Source organism: Klebsiella sp. X1-16S-Nf21 (assembly GCF_002837615.1).
Lineage (GTDB): Bacteria > Pseudomonadota > Gammaproteobacteria > Enterobacterales > Enterobacteriaceae > Klebsiella > Klebsiella variicola.
On the sequence record NZ_PJDK01000032.1, the window covers coordinates 1 to 16574 of the forward strand.

General features: G+C 56.7%; 16 protein-coding genes. 11 read left to right on the plus strand and 5 right to left on the minus strand.

Going from position 1 to position 16574, the window contains the following annotated elements:
* Nucleotides 1-205: 205 nt before the first annotated feature.
* From ogt to uspE, 3 genes are all read left to right on the plus strand, one after another.
* A complete protein-coding gene (ogt, locus tag CW267_RS15695) occupies nucleotides 206-721 on the plus strand; it encodes a methylated-DNA--[protein]-cysteine S-methyltransferase (protein ID WP_012541887.1) in 516 nt (171 codons plus the stop codon).
* 194 nt (nucleotides 722-915) lie between these two features.
* Nucleotides 916-1668: a fumarate/nitrate reduction transcriptional regulator Fnr gene (gene fnr / locus CW267_RS15700; RefSeq protein WP_002903394.1), complete on the plus strand. Its 753-nt coding sequence runs from the start codon at nucleotides 916-918 to the stop codon at nucleotides 1666-1668.
* Nucleotides 1669-1806: 138 nt separating this feature from the next.
* The gene (uspE, locus tag CW267_RS15705) at nucleotides 1807-2757 is read left to right on the plus strand and encodes a universal stress protein UspE (RefSeq protein ID WP_008805063.1); all 951 of its coding nucleotides are present in this window, start codon (nucleotides 1807-1809) and stop codon (nucleotides 2755-2757) included.
* 117 nt (nucleotides 2758-2874) lie between these two features.
* Here the strand turns inward: uspE and CW267_RS15710 are convergent, their stop codons facing one another.
* The 3 genes from CW267_RS15710 to pntA all read right to left on the minus strand — a co-directional run bounded on the left by CW267_RS15710 (nucleotide 2875) and on the right by pntA (nucleotide 6140).
* Complete coding sequence (locus tag CW267_RS15710) at nucleotides 2875-3063, minus strand: YdiH family protein (protein WP_004887037.1); 189 nt, start codon at nucleotides 3061-3063, stop codon at nucleotides 2875-2877.
* A gap of 148 nt (nucleotides 3064-3211) precedes the next feature.
* Nucleotides 3212-4600, minus strand: coding sequence for a Re/Si-specific NAD(P)(+) transhydrogenase subunit beta (gene pntB / locus CW267_RS15715; RefSeq protein WP_012541888.1), 1389 nt, complete (start codon nucleotides 4598-4600; stop codon nucleotides 3212-3214).
* A 10-nt stretch (nucleotides 4601-4610) separates the two neighbouring features.
* On the minus strand, nucleotides 4611-6140 hold the full coding sequence (gene pntA, locus CW267_RS15720; protein WP_022065678.1) for a Re/Si-specific NAD(P)(+) transhydrogenase subunit alpha: 1530 nt from the start codon (nucleotides 6138-6140) through the stop codon (nucleotides 4611-4613).
* A gap of 521 nt (nucleotides 6141-6661) precedes the next feature.
* Between pntA and ydgH the strand changes: the two genes are divergently transcribed.
* The 3 genes from ydgH to folM all read left to right on the plus strand — a co-directional run bounded on the left by ydgH (nucleotide 6662) and on the right by folM (nucleotide 9931).
* Nucleotides 6662-7612, plus strand: coding sequence for a DUF1471 family protein YdgH (gene ydgH / locus CW267_RS15730; RefSeq protein WP_008805066.1), 951 nt, complete (start codon nucleotides 6662-6664; stop codon nucleotides 7610-7612).
* Between the two features lie 177 nt (nucleotides 7613-7789).
* Nucleotides 7790-9172: an amino acid permease gene (locus CW267_RS15740; protein WP_012541893.1), complete on the plus strand. Its 1383-nt coding sequence runs from the start codon at nucleotides 7790-7792 to the stop codon at nucleotides 9170-9172.
* Between the two features lie 36 nt (nucleotides 9173-9208).
* A complete protein-coding gene (folM, locus tag CW267_RS15745; protein WP_100781164.1) occupies nucleotides 9209-9931 on the plus strand; it encodes a dihydromonapterin reductase in 723 nt (240 codons plus the stop codon).
* Here the strand turns inward: folM and CW267_RS15750 are convergent.
* Complete coding sequence (locus CW267_RS15750; RefSeq protein WP_008805069.1) at nucleotides 9928-10263, minus strand: GlpM family protein; 336 nt, start codon at nucleotides 10261-10263, stop codon at nucleotides 9928-9930. The genes folM and CW267_RS15750 overlap by 4 nt on opposite strands.
* Before the next feature lie 128 nt (nucleotides 10264-10391).
* Between CW267_RS15750 and rstA the strand changes: the two genes are divergently transcribed.
* From rstA to tus, 5 genes are all read left to right on the plus strand, one after another.
* The gene (gene rstA, locus CW267_RS15755; protein WP_008805070.1) at nucleotides 10392-11114 is read left to right on the plus strand and encodes a two-component system response regulator RstA; all 723 of its coding nucleotides are present in this window, start codon (nucleotides 10392-10394) and stop codon (nucleotides 11112-11114) included.
* Between the two features lie 252 nt (nucleotides 11115-11366).
* Nucleotides 11367-11729 carry a hypothetical protein gene (locus tag CW267_RS15760; RefSeq protein ID WP_008805071.1) on the plus strand — a complete coding sequence of 121 codons (363 nt, stop codon included), beginning with the start codon at nucleotides 11367-11369 and terminating at the stop codon, nucleotides 11727-11729.
* 244 nt (nucleotides 11730-11973) lie between these two features.
* The gene (locus CW267_RS15765) at nucleotides 11974-12348 is read left to right on the plus strand and encodes an SDR family NAD(P)-dependent oxidoreductase (protein WP_012968337.1); all 375 of its coding nucleotides are present in this window, start codon (nucleotides 11974-11976) and stop codon (nucleotides 12346-12348) included.
* Between the two features lie 240 nt (nucleotides 12349-12588).
* On the plus strand, nucleotides 12589-13890 hold the full coding sequence (rstB, locus tag CW267_RS15770) for a two-component system sensor histidine kinase RstB (protein ID WP_008805073.1): 1302 nt from the start codon (nucleotides 12589-12591) through the stop codon (nucleotides 13888-13890).
* A 74-nt stretch (nucleotides 13891-13964) separates the two neighbouring features.
* Nucleotides 13965-14897 (plus strand): DNA replication terminus site-binding protein, encoded by a 933-nt coding sequence (gene tus, locus CW267_RS15775; protein ID WP_100781165.1) that lies wholly within the window; start codon nucleotides 13965-13967, stop codon nucleotides 14895-14897.
* Here tus and fumC read toward each other — a convergent pair.
* The gene (fumC, locus tag CW267_RS15780) at nucleotides 14887-16287 is read right to left on the minus strand and encodes a class II fumarate hydratase (RefSeq protein WP_012541897.1); all 1401 of its coding nucleotides are present in this window, start codon (nucleotides 16285-16287) and stop codon (nucleotides 14887-14889) included. The two genes, tus and fumC, sit on opposite strands and share 11 nt — an antisense overlap.
* Nucleotides 16288-16574 lie beyond the last annotated feature (287 nt).

Sequence of the window (16574 nt, forward strand, 5' to 3'; positions counted from 1 at the left end):
CGGGCGCGTGAAGCACCGGCATCGTCAGTTAAAAAGTAGCAAAAACCATGCCCGATAACCCGCCAGGATCGATCCAAAAATAAATCATTGTGGCTTACGCAGAGCGCCAGCCCGTGATGCGGCTTTATCTTTTGGGAGTATAGTTGACTGTCGTCAGCGCGTGGTATCGTGTGCCCCTCATGTACGATGGTGGATGACAGAAACGATGTTGACCTTGCTGCAGGATAAAATGGATACCCCGCTGGGGCCGCTGTGGGTACTTTGCGACGAACAGTTTAATTTGCGCGCCGTCGAGTGGGACGAGCACCGCGATCGGATGGAAACCCTGCTCGACGTTCACTATCGCCGGGAAGGCTATCAGCGCGTCGACTGCCGCAACCCAGGCGGCCTCAGCAGTAAGCTGAACGACTATTTCGCCGGCGATCTGGCGATTATCGATACCCTGGCTACCGCCACCGCCGGCACACCGTTCCAGCGCCAGGTCTGGCAGGCGTTACGCGATATCCCCTGCGGCCAGGTGATGCACTATGGCCAACTGGCCGAGGCGCTCGGACGCCCCGGCGCCGCGCGCGCGGTGGGCGCCGCCAATGGCGCCAATCCGGTGAGTATCGTGGTGCCCTGCCATCGGGTCATCGGGCGTAACGGCACCCTGACCGGCTATGCCGGGGGCGTGCAGCGAAAAGAGTGGTTATTGCGCCATGAAGGGTATCTTTTACTTTGACTGAAAATGCCTTTTCTGGAATCTTCAGGTAATTTTACAATCAAACATAGCGAAATAATCTATTGCTTATCAATCAGATATACAGCCATTTTGATTTACCCTGCTGATATTACGTGTTTCCGGGTCTGAAGACTTACCTGCTGATCAAAAAGATGTTAAAATTGACCAATATCAATTAAGGCCTGAGCAGACATATGATCCCTGAGAAGCGAATTATTCGACGCATTCAGTCTGGCGGTTGTGCTATCCATTGTCAGGATTGCAGTATCAGCCAGCTCTGCATCCCCTTTACTCTGAACGAGCATGAGCTTGATCAGCTGGATAATATTATCGAGCGGAAAAAGCCAATCCAGAAAGGTCAAACCTTGTTCAAAGCCGGTGATGAGCTGAAGTCGTTGTACGCTATTCGCTCCGGGACCATCAAAAGCTACACCATCACTGAGCAAGGTGATGAGCAGATCACCGGCTTCCATCTGGCGGGCGATCTGGTGGGCTTCGACGCCATCGGCACCGGTCTGCACCCGAGCTTTGCGCAGGCGCTGGAAACCTCGATGGTCTGCGAAATCCCCTTCGAAACCCTTGACGATCTTTCCGGAAAAATGCCGAATCTGCGTCAGCAGATGATGCGCCTGATGAGCGGTGAGATTAAAGGCGACCAGGATATGATCCTGCTGCTTTCCAAAAAGAATGCCGAAGAGCGTCTGGCGGCGTTTATCTACAACCTCTCTCGTCGTTTCGCCCAGCGCGGTTTCTCACCGCGTGAGTTCCGCCTGACCATGACCCGCGGCGACATTGGCAACTATCTCGGCCTCACTGTCGAAACCATCAGCCGTCTGCTGGGGCGTTTCCAGAAAAGCGGCATGCTGGCGGTGAAAGGCAAATACATCACCATTGAAAACAGCGATCTGCTGGCCCAGCTGGCCGGTCAGGCTCGTAACGTCGCTTAATCTCTGCGCACCACCTGGTCACGATCGGCAATTTTTTAAGATTTGTTGATCTGACCAGGCTCCTCCCCTGTTTCAATTCATCCATATAGGTTATCTTTTTAGTAACTGACGGTAGCTGCAGTTGTAAGGAGACCCTGTATGGCGAAGTATCAGAGCATGCTGGTAGTAATCGATCCTAACCAGGACGACCAGCCGGCACTTAGGCGCGCGGTGTACTTGCACCAACGGATTGGTGGACGCATCAAAGCCTTTTTGCCGATCTATGATTTTTCTTATGAAATGACCACCCTGCTGTCGCCGGACGAACGCACGGCGATGCGTCAGGGCGTTATTGCCCAACGTACAGCCTGGATACGCGAGCAGGCGAAATTCTATATTGAATCGGGTGTGCCGATCGACGTAAAAGTGGTGTGGCACAACCGCCCCTTCGAAGCCATTATTCAGGAAGTTATTAGCGAGAAACACGACCTGCTGTTGAAGATGGCCCACCAGCACGACAAACTGGAGGCAGTGATCTTCACACCCACCGACTGGCATCTGTTGCGTAAGTGCCCCTGCCCGGTGTGGATGGTAAAAGACCAACCGTGGCCGGAAGGTGGCAAAGCGCTGGTCGCGGTCAATCTCGCCAGCGAAGAGAATTATCACAACACCCTGAACGAAAAGCTGGTTCGGGAAACGCTGTCGCTGGCGCAAGAAGTCAACCATACCGAAGTACATCTCATCGGCGCCTACCCGGTGACCCCCATCAATATCGCGATTGAGCTTCCGGATTTTGATCCCAGCGTCTACAACGACGCCATTCGCGGTCAGCACCTGCTGGCGATGAAAGCGCTGCGGCAGAAGTTTGGCATCGATGAGAAATTCACCCACGTGGAAAAAGGCCTGCCTGAGGAGGTGATCCCGGATCTCGCCGAGCATCTGCAGGCGGGGATCGTGGTGCTGGGAACGGTCGGACGTACCGGCCTGTCAGCGGCGTTCCTCGGCAATACCGCGGAACAGGTGGTCGATCATCTGCGCTGTGACCTGCTGGTACTCAAACCGGAGGCCTACCAGACGCCGGTGGAACTGGACGACGACGACGACGATTAACCCTCTTCTCGTACCGCTCATCTTCCCCCGCCTCGCGGGGGATTTTTTTTGCTTGCTGCCAGTCAGGCACAAAAAAAGGGCCGCTGGCGGCCCCTGTCACTGTCCAGCGAGAATGGCTTAGTGGATACCCAGACGCCAGGCCAGATCGATCTCTTCTTTCAGCTCCAGCGATGAGAGCGCCATCAGGTCAGCAAACTCCAGCTCCAGCAGTTTCAGCTTTTTCAGATACTGCGCTGGGGTCATGACGGTAGTGTCGCGGCGTAAGAATTCGATGGCCATCTGCGTTGGGGTTAACTCGGTATCCATAATATCCTCTGTCTGATGTAATAACCGGGACATTATATCATCTCTCACCGCTTATTTTATGAACAATTCCAGGCATCTCTCCGCATATAAAAAAGCCGTCTCACAGGAGACGGCTTATAAACAAACGTTGTAAAACAAGCGTGCTACATTACAGCGCTTTCAGGATCGCATCGACGCTGGCTTTCGCATCCCCAAACAGCATATGGGTGTTCTCTTTGAAGAACAGCGGGTTCTGTACGCCGGCGTAGCCAGTGTTCATCGAACGCTTAAAGACCACCACGTTCTGCGCTTTCCAGACTTCCAACACTGGCATACCCGCGATAGGGCTCTTCGGGTCGTCCTGCGCCGCCGGGTTGACGGTGTCGTTGGCGCCAATCACCAGCACGGTGTCGGTATCGCTGAAATCGTCGTTGATCTCATCCATCTCCAGCACGATGTCGTAAGGCACTTTGGCTTCCGCCAGCAGCACGTTCATATGCCCCGGCAGACGCCCGGCCACCGGGTGAATACCAAAGCGTACTTTGATACCCCGCGCCCGCAGCTTCTCGGTAATTTCTGCCACCGGATACTGCGCCTGGGCCACCGCCATACCGTAGCCAGGGGTGATGATCACCGACTGCGAGTTTTTCAGCATCTCCGCTGTCTCTTCCGCGCTAATCTCGCGATGTTCGCCCACTTCTTCATCGCCGCCGCTGGAAGACCCATCGGTGCCGAAGCCGCCAGCAATCACGCTGATAAAGGAGCGGTTCATCGCCTTACACATAATGTAAGAGAGGATGGCACCGGAAGAACCCACCAGCGCGCCGGTGACGATCAGCAGGTCATTGCTCAGCATAAAGCCCGCTGCCGCTGCCGCCCAGCCCGAGTAGGAGTTGAGCATGGAAACCACCACCGGCATATCCGCGCCGCCGATAGAAGCCACCAGGTGCCAGCCGAAGGCCAGCGCGATCGCGGTCATCACCAGCAGGCACAGGACCTGGGTACCAGTGCTGTCGGCGCGAACAAAAATCACCATCAGCACGAAGGAGACCACCAGCGCCGCCAGGTTCAGCTTATGGCGATTCGGCAGCATCAGCGGCTTCGAGGAAATTTTGCCGCGCAGTTTACCAAACGCCACCACCGAACCGGTGAAGGTGACTGCACCGATGAAGATGCCGAGGAACACTTCGGTCAAATGGATATTGACCAGAATCTGCTCCATCCCGGTTTCATGCTGCAGGTAGCTGTTAAAACCCACCAGCACCGCCGCCAGGCCCACGAAGCTGTGCAGGATAGCCACCAGCTCCGGCATCTCGGTCATCTCGACCTTTTTCGCCAGACGAATACCGATCGCCCCACCGATCACCATCGCGAGGATGATCCAACCGACGTTGCCGGCGTCCGGCCCCAGAATCGTGGCGATCAGGGCGATAGCCATCCCGGCGATGCCGAAATAGTTGCCCTGCTGCGACGTTTCGTGTTTCGACAGACCCGCCAGGCTGAAAATAAACAGGATTGCGGCAACAATGTATGCAGCTGTAACTAATCCACCAGACATGTGCTACCCCTTATCCTTTGCGAAACATTTTCAGCATGCGCTGAGTCACGGTAAAACCACCGAAAATATTAATGCTGGCGATCAGTACCGCGATAAAGCTCAGGAAGCTGACCCAGCCCCCGTGGCCTATCTGCAACAACGCACCAACAACGATAATGCCCGAAATCGCGTTCGTCACCGACATCAGCGGCGTATGCAGCGCATGGGAGACGTTCCATACCACGTAGTAACCTACTACGCAGGCCAGCGCGAAGACGGTGAAATGGCCAAGAAACTCTTTTGGCGCGACGTTCGCCAGCCAGCCGAAGAGGATAATCGCCAGCGCTATCAGGGCATATTTACGCCATGGGGACACCGGTTTTGCCGCTTCTTTCGGCGCTTCCACTTTTTTCGCTGCAGCCTGCGGCTGAGCGGAGACCTGAATCGGCGGCGCCGGCCAGGTGATTTCGCCTTCGCGCACTACGGTCACGCCGCGCACCACCACGTCATCGAAATCGATAACAATGTTGCCATCTTTCTCTTTGCACAGCAGCTTCAGCAGGTTAACCAGGTTGGTACCGTAGAGCTGGGAAGACTGGGTCGGCAGACGGCCCGGCAGATCGGTGTAACCAATAATTTTCACGCCGTTGGCGGTGGTGACCACTTCGCCAGGTACGGTGTACTCACAGTTGCCGCCATTTTGCGAGGCGAGGTCGACCACCACGCTGCCCGACTTCATGGAGTCGACCATCTCGCGGGTGATCAGTTTCGGTGCCGGTTTACCCGGAATTAACGCCGTGGTGACGATGATATCGACATCTTTCGCCTGGGCGGCAAACAGCGCCATTTCGGCCTTAATAAAGGCCTCAGACATCACCTTGGCGTAGCCGTCGCCGCTGCCGGCTTCCTCTTTAAAGTCCAGCTCGAGGAACTCGGCGCCCATACTCTGCACCTGCTCCTTCACTTCCGGACGGGTATCGAAGGCGCGGACGATAGCGCCCAGGCTGTTGGCGGCGCCAATCGCAGCCAGACCGGCCACCCCGGCGCCGATGACCATCACCTTCGCGGGCGGAACTTTGCCTGCCGCCGTAATCTGTCCGGTAAAGAAACGGCCGAATTCATGGGCCGCTTCCACGATTGCACGGTAGCCGGCAATGTTTGCCATTGAACTGAGCGCATCCAGCGACTGGGCGCGAGAAATACGCGGCACCGAATCCATCGCCATCACGTTGATATTACGGGCCGCCAGTTTTTCCATCAGCTGCGGGTTTTGCGCAGGCCAGATAAAACTTATCAGCGTGGTTCCCGGATTCAGCAGTGCAATTTCATCGTCATTTGGAGCATTGACCTTGAGGATGATGTCAGACTGCCAGACCTCGTTGCCCGCGACGATCTCAGCCCCTGCCTGGGTAAAGGCGGCATCGTCAAAGCTGGCCAGTTTCCCGGCCCCGCTTTCTACCGCGACGCTAAAGCCGAGTTTAAGCAATTGCTCAACGGTCTTCGGCGTGGCGGCGGCCCGGGTCTCCTGGGCTAGCCTCTCTTGTGGTACACCAATACGCATAGTTTTCCCTTCCATCGGTTTTTGATGATGGTTTACTTTTCTGACCAACAACGACAAGACGGCGAAATCTTCCTCGCCATCTTCCGCTGTCTGCAAAATGAAACAGTAACAAACTTTTTATAACCTACTGAAAATAGCGATTGTGATCTACAGCGATAAAACAGAAATTTTGATTTTATTGCTTATTGTCAGCACAGATGGTTTCGGGCAGCAATATTTACCTGAATTTCTCACTCAGGCCTGATAATCCGCTTATCCAGCGTGATAAAACGCCATTTATCGCCATTGAGATCATTGTATTAACATTACGTTAACTAATAAAAGTGGTATCGATTATCGTTTTTGCTGGTCAAGCGGCTGTTTTTTCAACATATCGAAAAATGTTATCTTTCCGTAGTATACGATTCGGGCGGCAAGCAAAAAATGACGCAGACAGTCACAACGATTAAATGCAATAATCAAACGTTTTCAGTCAACAACAACACCAGTATATGGTTTGCGCAAGGCAAAGGATTATTTTTATGAAGCTTAAAAACACCCTCCTGGCGTCTGCTCTCCTGACAACCGCCACGTTGTCTGCCCATGCAGCGACCGAGTTGACCCCGGAGCAGGCGGCTGCGCTGAAGCCCTACGATCGCGTTGTCGTCACCGGCCGGTTTAATGCCATTGGCGACGCGGTACAGGCGGTATCGCGTAAAGCCGACAAAGACGGCGCGGCCTCATTCTATGTTGTCGACACGTCGGACTACGGCAATGGCGGCAACTGGCGCGTCACGGCTGACCTCTATAAAGACAACGCGCCGCAAGCGGATGCGCCGAAAAATCGCATCATCAATGGCGTGGTAGAACTGCCGAAAGATCAGGCCGTGACGCTGATGCCTTACGACACTGTCACCGTTCAGGGCTTCTATCGCAGCCAGCCGGAAGTCAATGATGCCATCACCAAAGCGGCAAAAGCGAAAGGCGCCTATGCGTTCTTTATCGTGCGCCAGGTGGATGCCAACCAGGGCGGCAACCAGCGCATTACCGCTTATATCTATAAAAAAGATGCTGAAAAACGCGTGCTGCAGAGCCCGGACGCCATCCCGGCAGACTCTGACGCCGGTCGCGCGGCGCTGGCCAAAGGCGGTGAAGCCGCGAAAAACGTGGAAATCCCGGGCGTCGCCACCACCGCGGCTGTGGGCTCAGGCACTGGCGTCGGTCGTTTCTTCGAGACCCAGTCTTCCAAAGGCGGGCGTTACACTGTCACGCTGCCGGACGGCACCAAAGTGGAAGAAGTGAACAAAGTGACCGCGGCGCAAATGGTGCCGTTCGATAATATCCAGTTCACCGGCAACTACGGCAACATGACGGAAATCTCCTATCAGACGGCGAAACGCGCGGCGAAGAAAGGGGCGAAGTACTACCACATCACCCGTCAGTGGCAGGAACGCGGCGGCAACATCACCATCAGCGCTGATTTGTACAAATAATCACTGCTGACTGGCTAAAAAGGCGGCGCAATGCCGCCTTTTCATTTTTTTTCATCCCCCGCCATTGCATGGCTCCCGGACACTCCGTAAAATCCCGCGCCTTAGCGCAATCCTCCATTTTTATGCGATTTCGCAAAATAAATATTCTGGAACAGCCATTTTCACCTCGGGAATGCAATGGAAAAGAAACTGGGCCTGAGCGCCCTGACCGCCCTGGTCCTTAGCTCAATGCTCGGCGCTGGCGTATTCAGTTTGCCGCAAAATATGGCTGCCGTAGCCAGCCCCTCCGCTTTGCTTATCGGCTGGGCCATCACCGGCGTCGGGATCCTGTTCCTCGCCTTCGCCATGCTGCTGTTAACCCGCATTCGCCCCGACCTCGACGGCGGGATCTTCACCTACGCCCGCGAAGGGTTCGGTGAGCTGATTGGCTTCTGTTCCGCCTGGGGATACTGGCTCTGCGCGGTGATCGCCAACGTCTCCTATCTGGTCATCGTCTTTTCGGCGCTCAGTTTCTTCACCGATACCCCTGAGCTGCGCCTGTTTGGCGATGGCAACACCTGGCAGTCTATCGCTGGCGCTTCGGTTTTGCTGTGGGTTGTCCATTTTCTGGTCCTGCGCGGCGTGCAGACGGCGGCGGGGATTAACCTGGTGGCCACCCTCGCCAAACTCCTGCCGCTGGGCGCGTTTATCGCGCTCGCCGCCCTGGCCTTCCAGCTGGATACGTTCCGCCTCGATTTCCGCGGACTGGCGCTGGGAATCCCCGTGTGGGAGCAGGTTAAAAACACCATGCTGATCACCCTGTGGGTGTTTATTGGCGTGGAAGGTGCCGTCGTGGTTTCTGCCCGCGCCCGACACAAGCGCGATGTCGGTCGCGCAACGCTGCTGGCGGTGCTCTCCGCCCTCACGGTCTATCTGCTGGTCACCCTGCTGTCGCTGGGCGTGGTGCCGCGCAGCGAACTGGCCGGCATGCGTAACCCGTCGATGGCGGGACTGATGGTCAACATGATGGGTTCGTGGGGAGAAATCGTGATTGCGGCGGGCCTGATCGTGTCGGTGTGTGGCGCCTACCTGAGCTGGACGATTATGGCTGCGGAAGTGCCTTTCCTGGCCGCCACGCATAAAGCCTTCCCGCGCCTGTTTGCCCGCCAGAACAGCAACAATGCCCCGTCCGCCTCGCTGTGGCTGACCAATATCAGCGTTCAGGTATCGCTGGTGCTGATCTGGTTGACCGGGTCGGACTACGGCACCCTGCTGACCATCGCCTCAGAGATGATCCTCGTCCCCTATCTGCTGGTCGGCGCCTTTCTGCTGAAAATCGCCACTCGCCCGCTGCACAAAGCGGTGGGTATCGGCGCCTGCATTTATGGCTTATGGTTATTATACGCGTCGGGACCTGTGCATTTGCTGTTGTCGGTGGTACTTTACGCTCCGGGTCTTCTGGTCTTTTTGTACGCTCGACGTACGCACCAGCACGATCGTTCGCTCAAACGCCGCGAATTGGCGCTAATTGGTTTATTGCTGGTTGCCGCTGTGCCGGCAACGTGGATGCTGGTGGGGTAAGCGCTCGCCCTGCCGCAGAACGCATAGGAGATACCCATGGCTGAACAACAGCCCCGCCCGGTTCTGATCACAGGAGGAGGCCGCCGCATCGGTCTCGCGCTGGCACACCATTTTCTGCTGCAACACCAGCCGGTCATCGTCAGCTATCGCACGCCCTATCCGGCGATCGATGGCCTGCGCGACGCGGGCGCCCTCTGTCTGCAGGCCGATTTCAGCAGCGATGACGGCATACTGACCTTCGCCGAAGCGGTCAAATCGCACACCAGCGGCCTGCGCGCCATCATCCACAACGCCAGCGACTGGATGGCGGAGAAGCCGGGGGTAGCGCTGAGCACAGTGATCAACCGCATGATGCAGATCCACGTCCATGCCCCCTATCTGCTCAACCACGCGCTGGAGGATCTGCTGCGCGGCCACGGCCATGCCGCCAGTGATATTATCCATATTACCGATTACGTCGTGGAGCGCGGCAGCGATAAACATATCGCCTACGCCGCCAGCAAAGCCGCGCTGGACAATATGACCCGCTCCTTCGCCCGCAAGCTGGCGCCGGAGATCAAGGTCAACGCCATCGCCCCGTCGCTGATTATGTTTAATGAGAGTGACGACGAAGCCTATCGTCAGCAGGCGCTGGATAAATCGCTGATGAAAATCGCCCCAGGCGAAAAAGAGATTAGCGACCTTATCGACTATCTGTTTACCAGCCGCTACGTCACCGGCCGGTCCTTCGCCGTCGACGGCGGCCGCCCGCTGCGCTAGTGAAAGTGGTTCCAGCCCAGGATTAACAGCCAGGCGCATAGCCCCCAGCATCCCACCGCGCCTGCCAGCGCCAACGGCAGGCGCATGATCCCGGTGAAATACCACAGCGATACCAAATAGACAAAATAGGGAATAATCGACCACATGCCGAACACGATGGTGGCGCGCAGGGCTTCAATACCGCGCTCGCTGGCGACGATATAGTGGGCGATGAGCGCAAAGGTAGGAAACAGCGGGATCAGCCCGGCGAGAGCGTAATTTTTCGTTTTTGCCAGCACGCCAATCAGCACCACCACCAGCGCACCCAGCAGCCCTTTGATTAACAGCCCCATGTCCTTATGCCTTAACAATGAATCAACAAGTTAGCGCAGCATAGCGGAAATAGCGCTGTTTATAAAAGAGTAATGGCGGGTAAAATAGACGCAGTGTATGTTACTTCTTTTACTGATGTGCAATAGACATGAATAAAATCGTTTTTGTTGAGGATGACCCTGAGGTTGGGGCGCTGATCGCCGCCTATCTCGGCAAGCATGATATGGAGGTGGTGGTCGAGCCTCGCGGCGACCGCGCAGAGGACGTGATCGCGCGGGAGAAACCGGACCTCGTGCTGCTGGACATTATGCTGCCCGGCAAAGACGGGATGACGCTCTGCCGCGATCTGCGCGGGCAATGGCAAGGGCCCATTGTCCTGCTGACCTCACTCGACAGCGACATGAACCATATCCTCTCCCTGGAGATGGGCGCCAGCGATTATATCCTGAAAACCACGCCGCCAGCGGTGCTTCTCGCGCGACTGCGTCTGCATTTACGCCAGCATATCGCTCCGGCGGGCGCCGGCGCCGGTACCCCGGCAACGCTCACGCCGCACAAAACCATCTCCTTTGGTTCGCTGACCATTGACCCGGTCAACCGCCAGGTGCTGCTTGGCGGAGAAAACGTCGCATTGTCGACGGCCGATTTCGATCTGCTGTGGGAACTGGCCACCCACGCGGGGCAAATTATGGACCGCGACGCGCTGCTGAAAAATTTACGCGGCGTCACCTACGACGGGATGGATCGCAGCGTTGACGTGGCTATCTCCCGCCTGCGCAAAAAACTGCTCGACAACGCCACGGAGCCCTATCGTATTAAGACCGTTCGCAACAAAGGCTACCTGTTCGCCCCACACGCCTGGGACAACTAAGCTTCTCCCGCGGCCCTGCGAGGGGCCCGTTTTATGGCGCACTCCCCGACAGTAACCACCTCAACTTTTACTGCTTAGGGCAACTGCGCGGGTTTCCCTCTGCGCGCCCGCTGCCCGCTGCGAATTAGTCATATTGCGTAAATCAATAGATTTAGCCGTACAGTTCCCCATCACATAAGCCTTCAATATGATTGTGCTCAAGGACTTACTGTTATCAGAGTGGCATAAAGCCTGAAAACACAGGACTTTTGCATGATGAAATACGTTGTACTTTTGGCACTCTCACTCTTCACTTCACTCTCTGGTTGGGCTTTTTCCCTCGACAACGCCGATATTCGACTCCTCTGTCCACAGCGCGGGCAAATCGAGGTGATCCTCCACCGCTATGAACATACCCAGCAATCCTGGGGACAGCATCACTTTGAAACGGGAGGCGGCCACGTTCGCCAGGGACCGCTGCTGGTGATCCCGTTTGCCAACCTCGATCAGATGATTTACCACCAGACCACCGGCGAATTTGCTTACTGGTATGCCAAAACGGAAAAGCTGGTGCGCTGTCGTCTGCTGAGTCTGACGACCCTCTATCCGGTGGATATTCCCTACTTTCGCGAGTAGCGATACCCCGCTCAACGCTCCAGGGTAATGCAGGTCTGGTGGTTATAATTAATTTGTGACAACGTCACTAATTCAGATATTCCCGGCCGATATCATCCCGGATGACGCGACCTATACCGGGTATACCGGCGCCACAAAGATGGCAAAGCGCAACACGCCGGGCCCCCAAAGATGGTCGTTTTACAATAAATTTTCATTGTTCTAGTGTGAGTTAACTCAACACTCACGCGGTACGGGAGAGACAATGGGACGGTTCTCAGGTAAGAAAATTGTGATTACAGGGGCGAGCAGCGGTATTGGTCTGGCGGGGGCAATGCGCATTATTGATGAAGGGGGCGAAGTGATGCTGACCGGACGCCATCAGCAAAAACTGGCGTCGTTACGCACATTGCTGCCCGAGCGCGCCTGGTTTCTTCAGAACGATGGCGCGAAACCTGAGGCGGCGCATGCCCTCGCCGAGTCTGTAGAATCATTTGGCATGCTGGATGGCCTGTGGCTGAACGCCGGGCAGCTCGCCTTTTCTACGGTGGAAAATACCACCGAAACGCAGTTCGATACCATCATGGCCAACAACGTCCGTTCCCAGTATGTGGTGGATGGCGGACTGCTGCGCTTATAAGGGCTCCGTCATTATTTATGCGTAAGGGATGTTGTCAGTGAGGGTGAACCCTGCTTTGATAGCGCATTAAACCGGGCGTGAAACGTAGAAGTGATTTTGCGGTATATTCTGCCGTGACAAACGCCCTGGACTGCGGTCTGGTTTCGTTCCTGCATCACCGCTTTAGCGGAAAGACACATACCACACCGCGCCATGAAGGCAAAAGATAGGTAATTAACATTCTGATTTAAGTGAGATTTAATGAAAAAGCTGTTTGTGCAGTTCTATCTTTTGCTCTTCGTTTGCTTTCTGGTAATGACCATGCTGGTCGGTCTGGTCTATAAATTTACCGCTGAGCGCGCCGGACGACAGTCGCTGGACGATTTGATGAAAAGTTCGCTGTATCTGATGCGCAGCGAGCTGCGGGAAATTCCGCCGCGCGACTGGAGCAAGACGCTCAAAGAGCTGGATCTGAACCTGTCGTTCGATCTGCACATCGAACCAATGAGCAAATTTAAGCTGTCGGAAAGCTCGATGCAGCACCTGCGCGCCGGCGATATTGTCGCGCTGGATGACCAGTACACCTTTATTCAGCGTATTCCCCGCAGCCATTATGTGCTGTCGGTGGGCCCGGTGCCTTATCTCTATTTTCTGCATGAAATGCGCCTGCTGGACGTGGCGCTGATGGCGTTTATTGCTATCTCGCTGGCCTTTCCGGTGTTTATCTGGATGCGTCCGCACTGGCAGGACATGTTGCGCATTGAAACCGCTGCCCAGCGCTTTGGCGAGGGCCACTTCAGCGAGCGCATTCATTTTGACAGCATGTCCAGCTTTGAACGGCTCGGCGTGGCCTTTAACCAAATGGCCGATAACATTAACGCCCTCATTGCCAGTAAGAAGCAGTTGATTGACGGTATCGCCCATGAGCTCAGGACGCCGCTGGTCCGCCTGCGCTACCGTCTGGAGATGAGCGAAAACCTCACCGAGGCGGAATCGCAAGCGCTGAACCGCGATATCGGCCAGCTGGAGGCGCTGATTGAAGAGCTCCTGACCTACGCCCGCCTCGACCGCCCGCAGACGGAACTCAGCCTGACGACGCCTGACTTTCCCGCCTGGATCAGCGATCACGTCGAGGATATCCAGATGGTCAACCCGCAGCGCGAGGTCGCTCTGGCGACGCTGACCCACGGCAACTACGGCGCGCTGGATATGCGGCTGATGGAGCGGGTACTGGATAATCTGGTGAATAACGCCCTGCGCTACAGCACCCAGCGGGTGGCGGTCAGCCTGACCCTGCAGGGTCCGCGCGCGTCGCTGCAGGTCGAGGATGACGGCCCGGGAATCGCTCCCGAAGAGCGCGAGCGGGTGTTTGAGCCCTTTGTCCGTCTTGACCCCAGCCGCGATCGGGCGACAGGAGGTTGTGGCCTCGGCCTGGCGATTGTGCACAGTATCGCCCAGGCGATGGGCGGTGACGTGCGCTGTGAGGCCAGCCCTCTCGGCGGCGCCCGCTTCTGCTTTAGCTGGCCGGTTTATCATCAGTTGCCCGATTTTACCTCTGCCTGAATAAAACTTGCGCAGCGGCCGCGCGCTGCGTATGCTGTAAAAATCAAATAGTATGTTGTAACTAAGGTGAAATGATGGCCAGCTACGATCTTGTTGAACGTCTGAATGATACCTTTCGCCAGATCGAGCTGGAGCTGCAGACGCTCCAGCAGGCATTAAGCAGCTGTCGGCTGCTGGCGGCCAGGGTATTTGAACTGCCGGCGGTCAGTAAGGATGCCGAGCACGATCCGCTGGCGAACATACCGGTGGTGCAGCACAGCGGCAAGACGGCGCTGGCCCTCGCCCTGCGCCACTACAGCCATCTGTTTATGCAGCAGCAGTCGGAAAACCGCAGCAGCAAGGCCGCCGTCCGCCTGCCAGGGGCTATCTGCCTGCAGGTCACCGCTGCGGAGCAGCAGGATCTGCAGGCGCGCATTCAGCATATTAACGCCCTGAAGGCTACCTTCGAGAAAATCGTCACCGTCGATTCTGGCCTGCCCCCCACTGCCCGTTTTGAATGGGTGCATCGCCACCTGCCGGGCTTGATCACCCTCAGCGCCTACCGCACGCTGACGCCCCTTATCGACCCCAGCACCATCCGCTTCGGCTGGGCCAATAAACACGTGATCAAGAACCTGACCCGCGACCAGGTATTGATGATGCTGGAGAAAAGCCTGCAATCACCGCGGGCGGTGCCGCCGTGGACCCGTGAGCAGTGGCAGAGCAAGCTTGAGAGGGAGTATCAGGACATCGCCGCCCTGCCGCAGCGAGCGCGGCTGAAAATCAAACGGCCGGTGAAAGTGCAGCCGATTGCCCGCGTCTGGTACGCCAGCGAGCAGAAACAGGTGCAGTACGCCTGCCCCAGCCCGCTGATCGCGCTGATATCCGGCAGCCAGGGGGTCAGCGTCCCGGATATCGGCGAATTGCTGAACTATGACGCCGACAATGTCCAGTACCGCTACAAACCGGAGGCGCAGTCGCTGAGATTACTTATCCCGCGCCTGCACCTCTGGCTGGCTAGCGAGTAGCCAGGCTGCCGACCATCTCCTCAGGGCGCACCCAGCTGTCGAATTCGGCTTCCGTCAGGTAGCCCAGCGCCAGCGCCGAGGCTTTGAGGGTCAGCCCCTCATGGTGCGCTTTTTTAGCGATTTCCGCCGCCTTGTCGTAGCCGATATGGGTATTCAGCGCAGTGACCAGCATCAGCGACTCATTGAGCAGCTGGCTGATCCGCTCGCGATTCGGTTCAATACCCACCGCACAGTGCTCGTTAAAACTTGCCATGCCGTCCGCCAGCAGACGCACCGACTGCAGGAAGTTGTGGATGACCATCGGGCGATAGACGTTAAGCTCAAAGTTGCCGGAGGCGCCACCGATATTCACCGCCACGTCGTTGCCCATCACCTGGCAGCAGACCATGGTCAGGGCTTCGCACTGGGTTGGGTTAACCTTGCCGGGCATAATCGATGACCCTGGCTCGTTTTCCGGGATGGCGATTTCGCCAATGCCGCAGCGGGGGCCGGAGGCCAGCCAGCGGACATCGTTAGCGATTTTCATCAGGGACGCCGCCAGGCCTTTCAGCGCGCCGTGGGCATGGACCAGGGCATCCACAGTGGCCAACGCTTCGAATTTGTTTGGTGCGGTGACAAATGGTTGTCCGCTGAGCGACGCCAGCTCTGCCGCCACCCGCACGGCATACTCCGGATGGGTATTCAGCCCGGTTCCTACCGCCGTCCCGCCCAGCGCCAGCTCGGCAAGATGCGGCTGACTGGCTTCGATGTGCTTCAGGCTATGGTCCAGCATCGCCACCCAGCCGGAGATCTCCTGGCCTAACGTGAGCGGCGTGGCGTCCTGCAGATGGGTGCGGCCGATCTTGACGATATCCCTGAAGGCTACCGCTTTTTCATTGAGCGTCGCCCGCAGCGCCTGCAGCGACGGGATCACTTTTTCCCGCAGGGCAATCAGCGCCGCGACGTGCATGGCGGTGGGGAACACGTCATTTGAGCTCTGGCTCTTATTCACATCGTCATTGGGATGAATTTTTCGCGCCATCCCCCGTTCACCGCCCAGCAGTTCACTGGCGCGGTTGGCCAGCACCTCGTTCATATTCATATTGCTTTGGGTGCCGGAGCCGGTCTGCCAGATAGCCAGCGGGAACTCCTGCGCGTGCTTTCCGGCGAGGACTTCGTCAGCGGCAGCGACGATCGCCCCGGCTTTCTCCGCCGTCAGCAACCCGAGATCCTGATTAACCTTCGCCGCCGCCCGCTTGGTCAGCGCCAGGGCGTAAATCAGCTCCCCGGGCATTTTTTCGCTTGATATGCGGAAATGCTCCAGCGAGCGTTGGGTCTGGGCGCCCCAGAGTTTATCGGCCGGGACGTCGATGGCGCCCATCGAGTCTTTTTCACTGCGATGCGTTGTCATTACTTTCTCCTTGGATTCAAAGTGCGTCATAGCGACAAAGCTCACCTGCTTAAAAGACTAAGTATTGGCCAGATTTATAAGTTGTTTTGGTGGTTCGTGCCGCGAAGCGACATAAAAAAACCGCCCGAAGGGCGGCCCAGACCGCTGACAAAATGCAATCGTCGGGATTGCCCGGCGGCGCTGCGCTTGCGCGGGCCTACAGAGAATTGCCTAACTGTTTAATATTGCTGTTTTTCGCAGGCCAGGTAAGGCGAAAGCCGCCACCCGGCAGAAAGGCGATCACAATA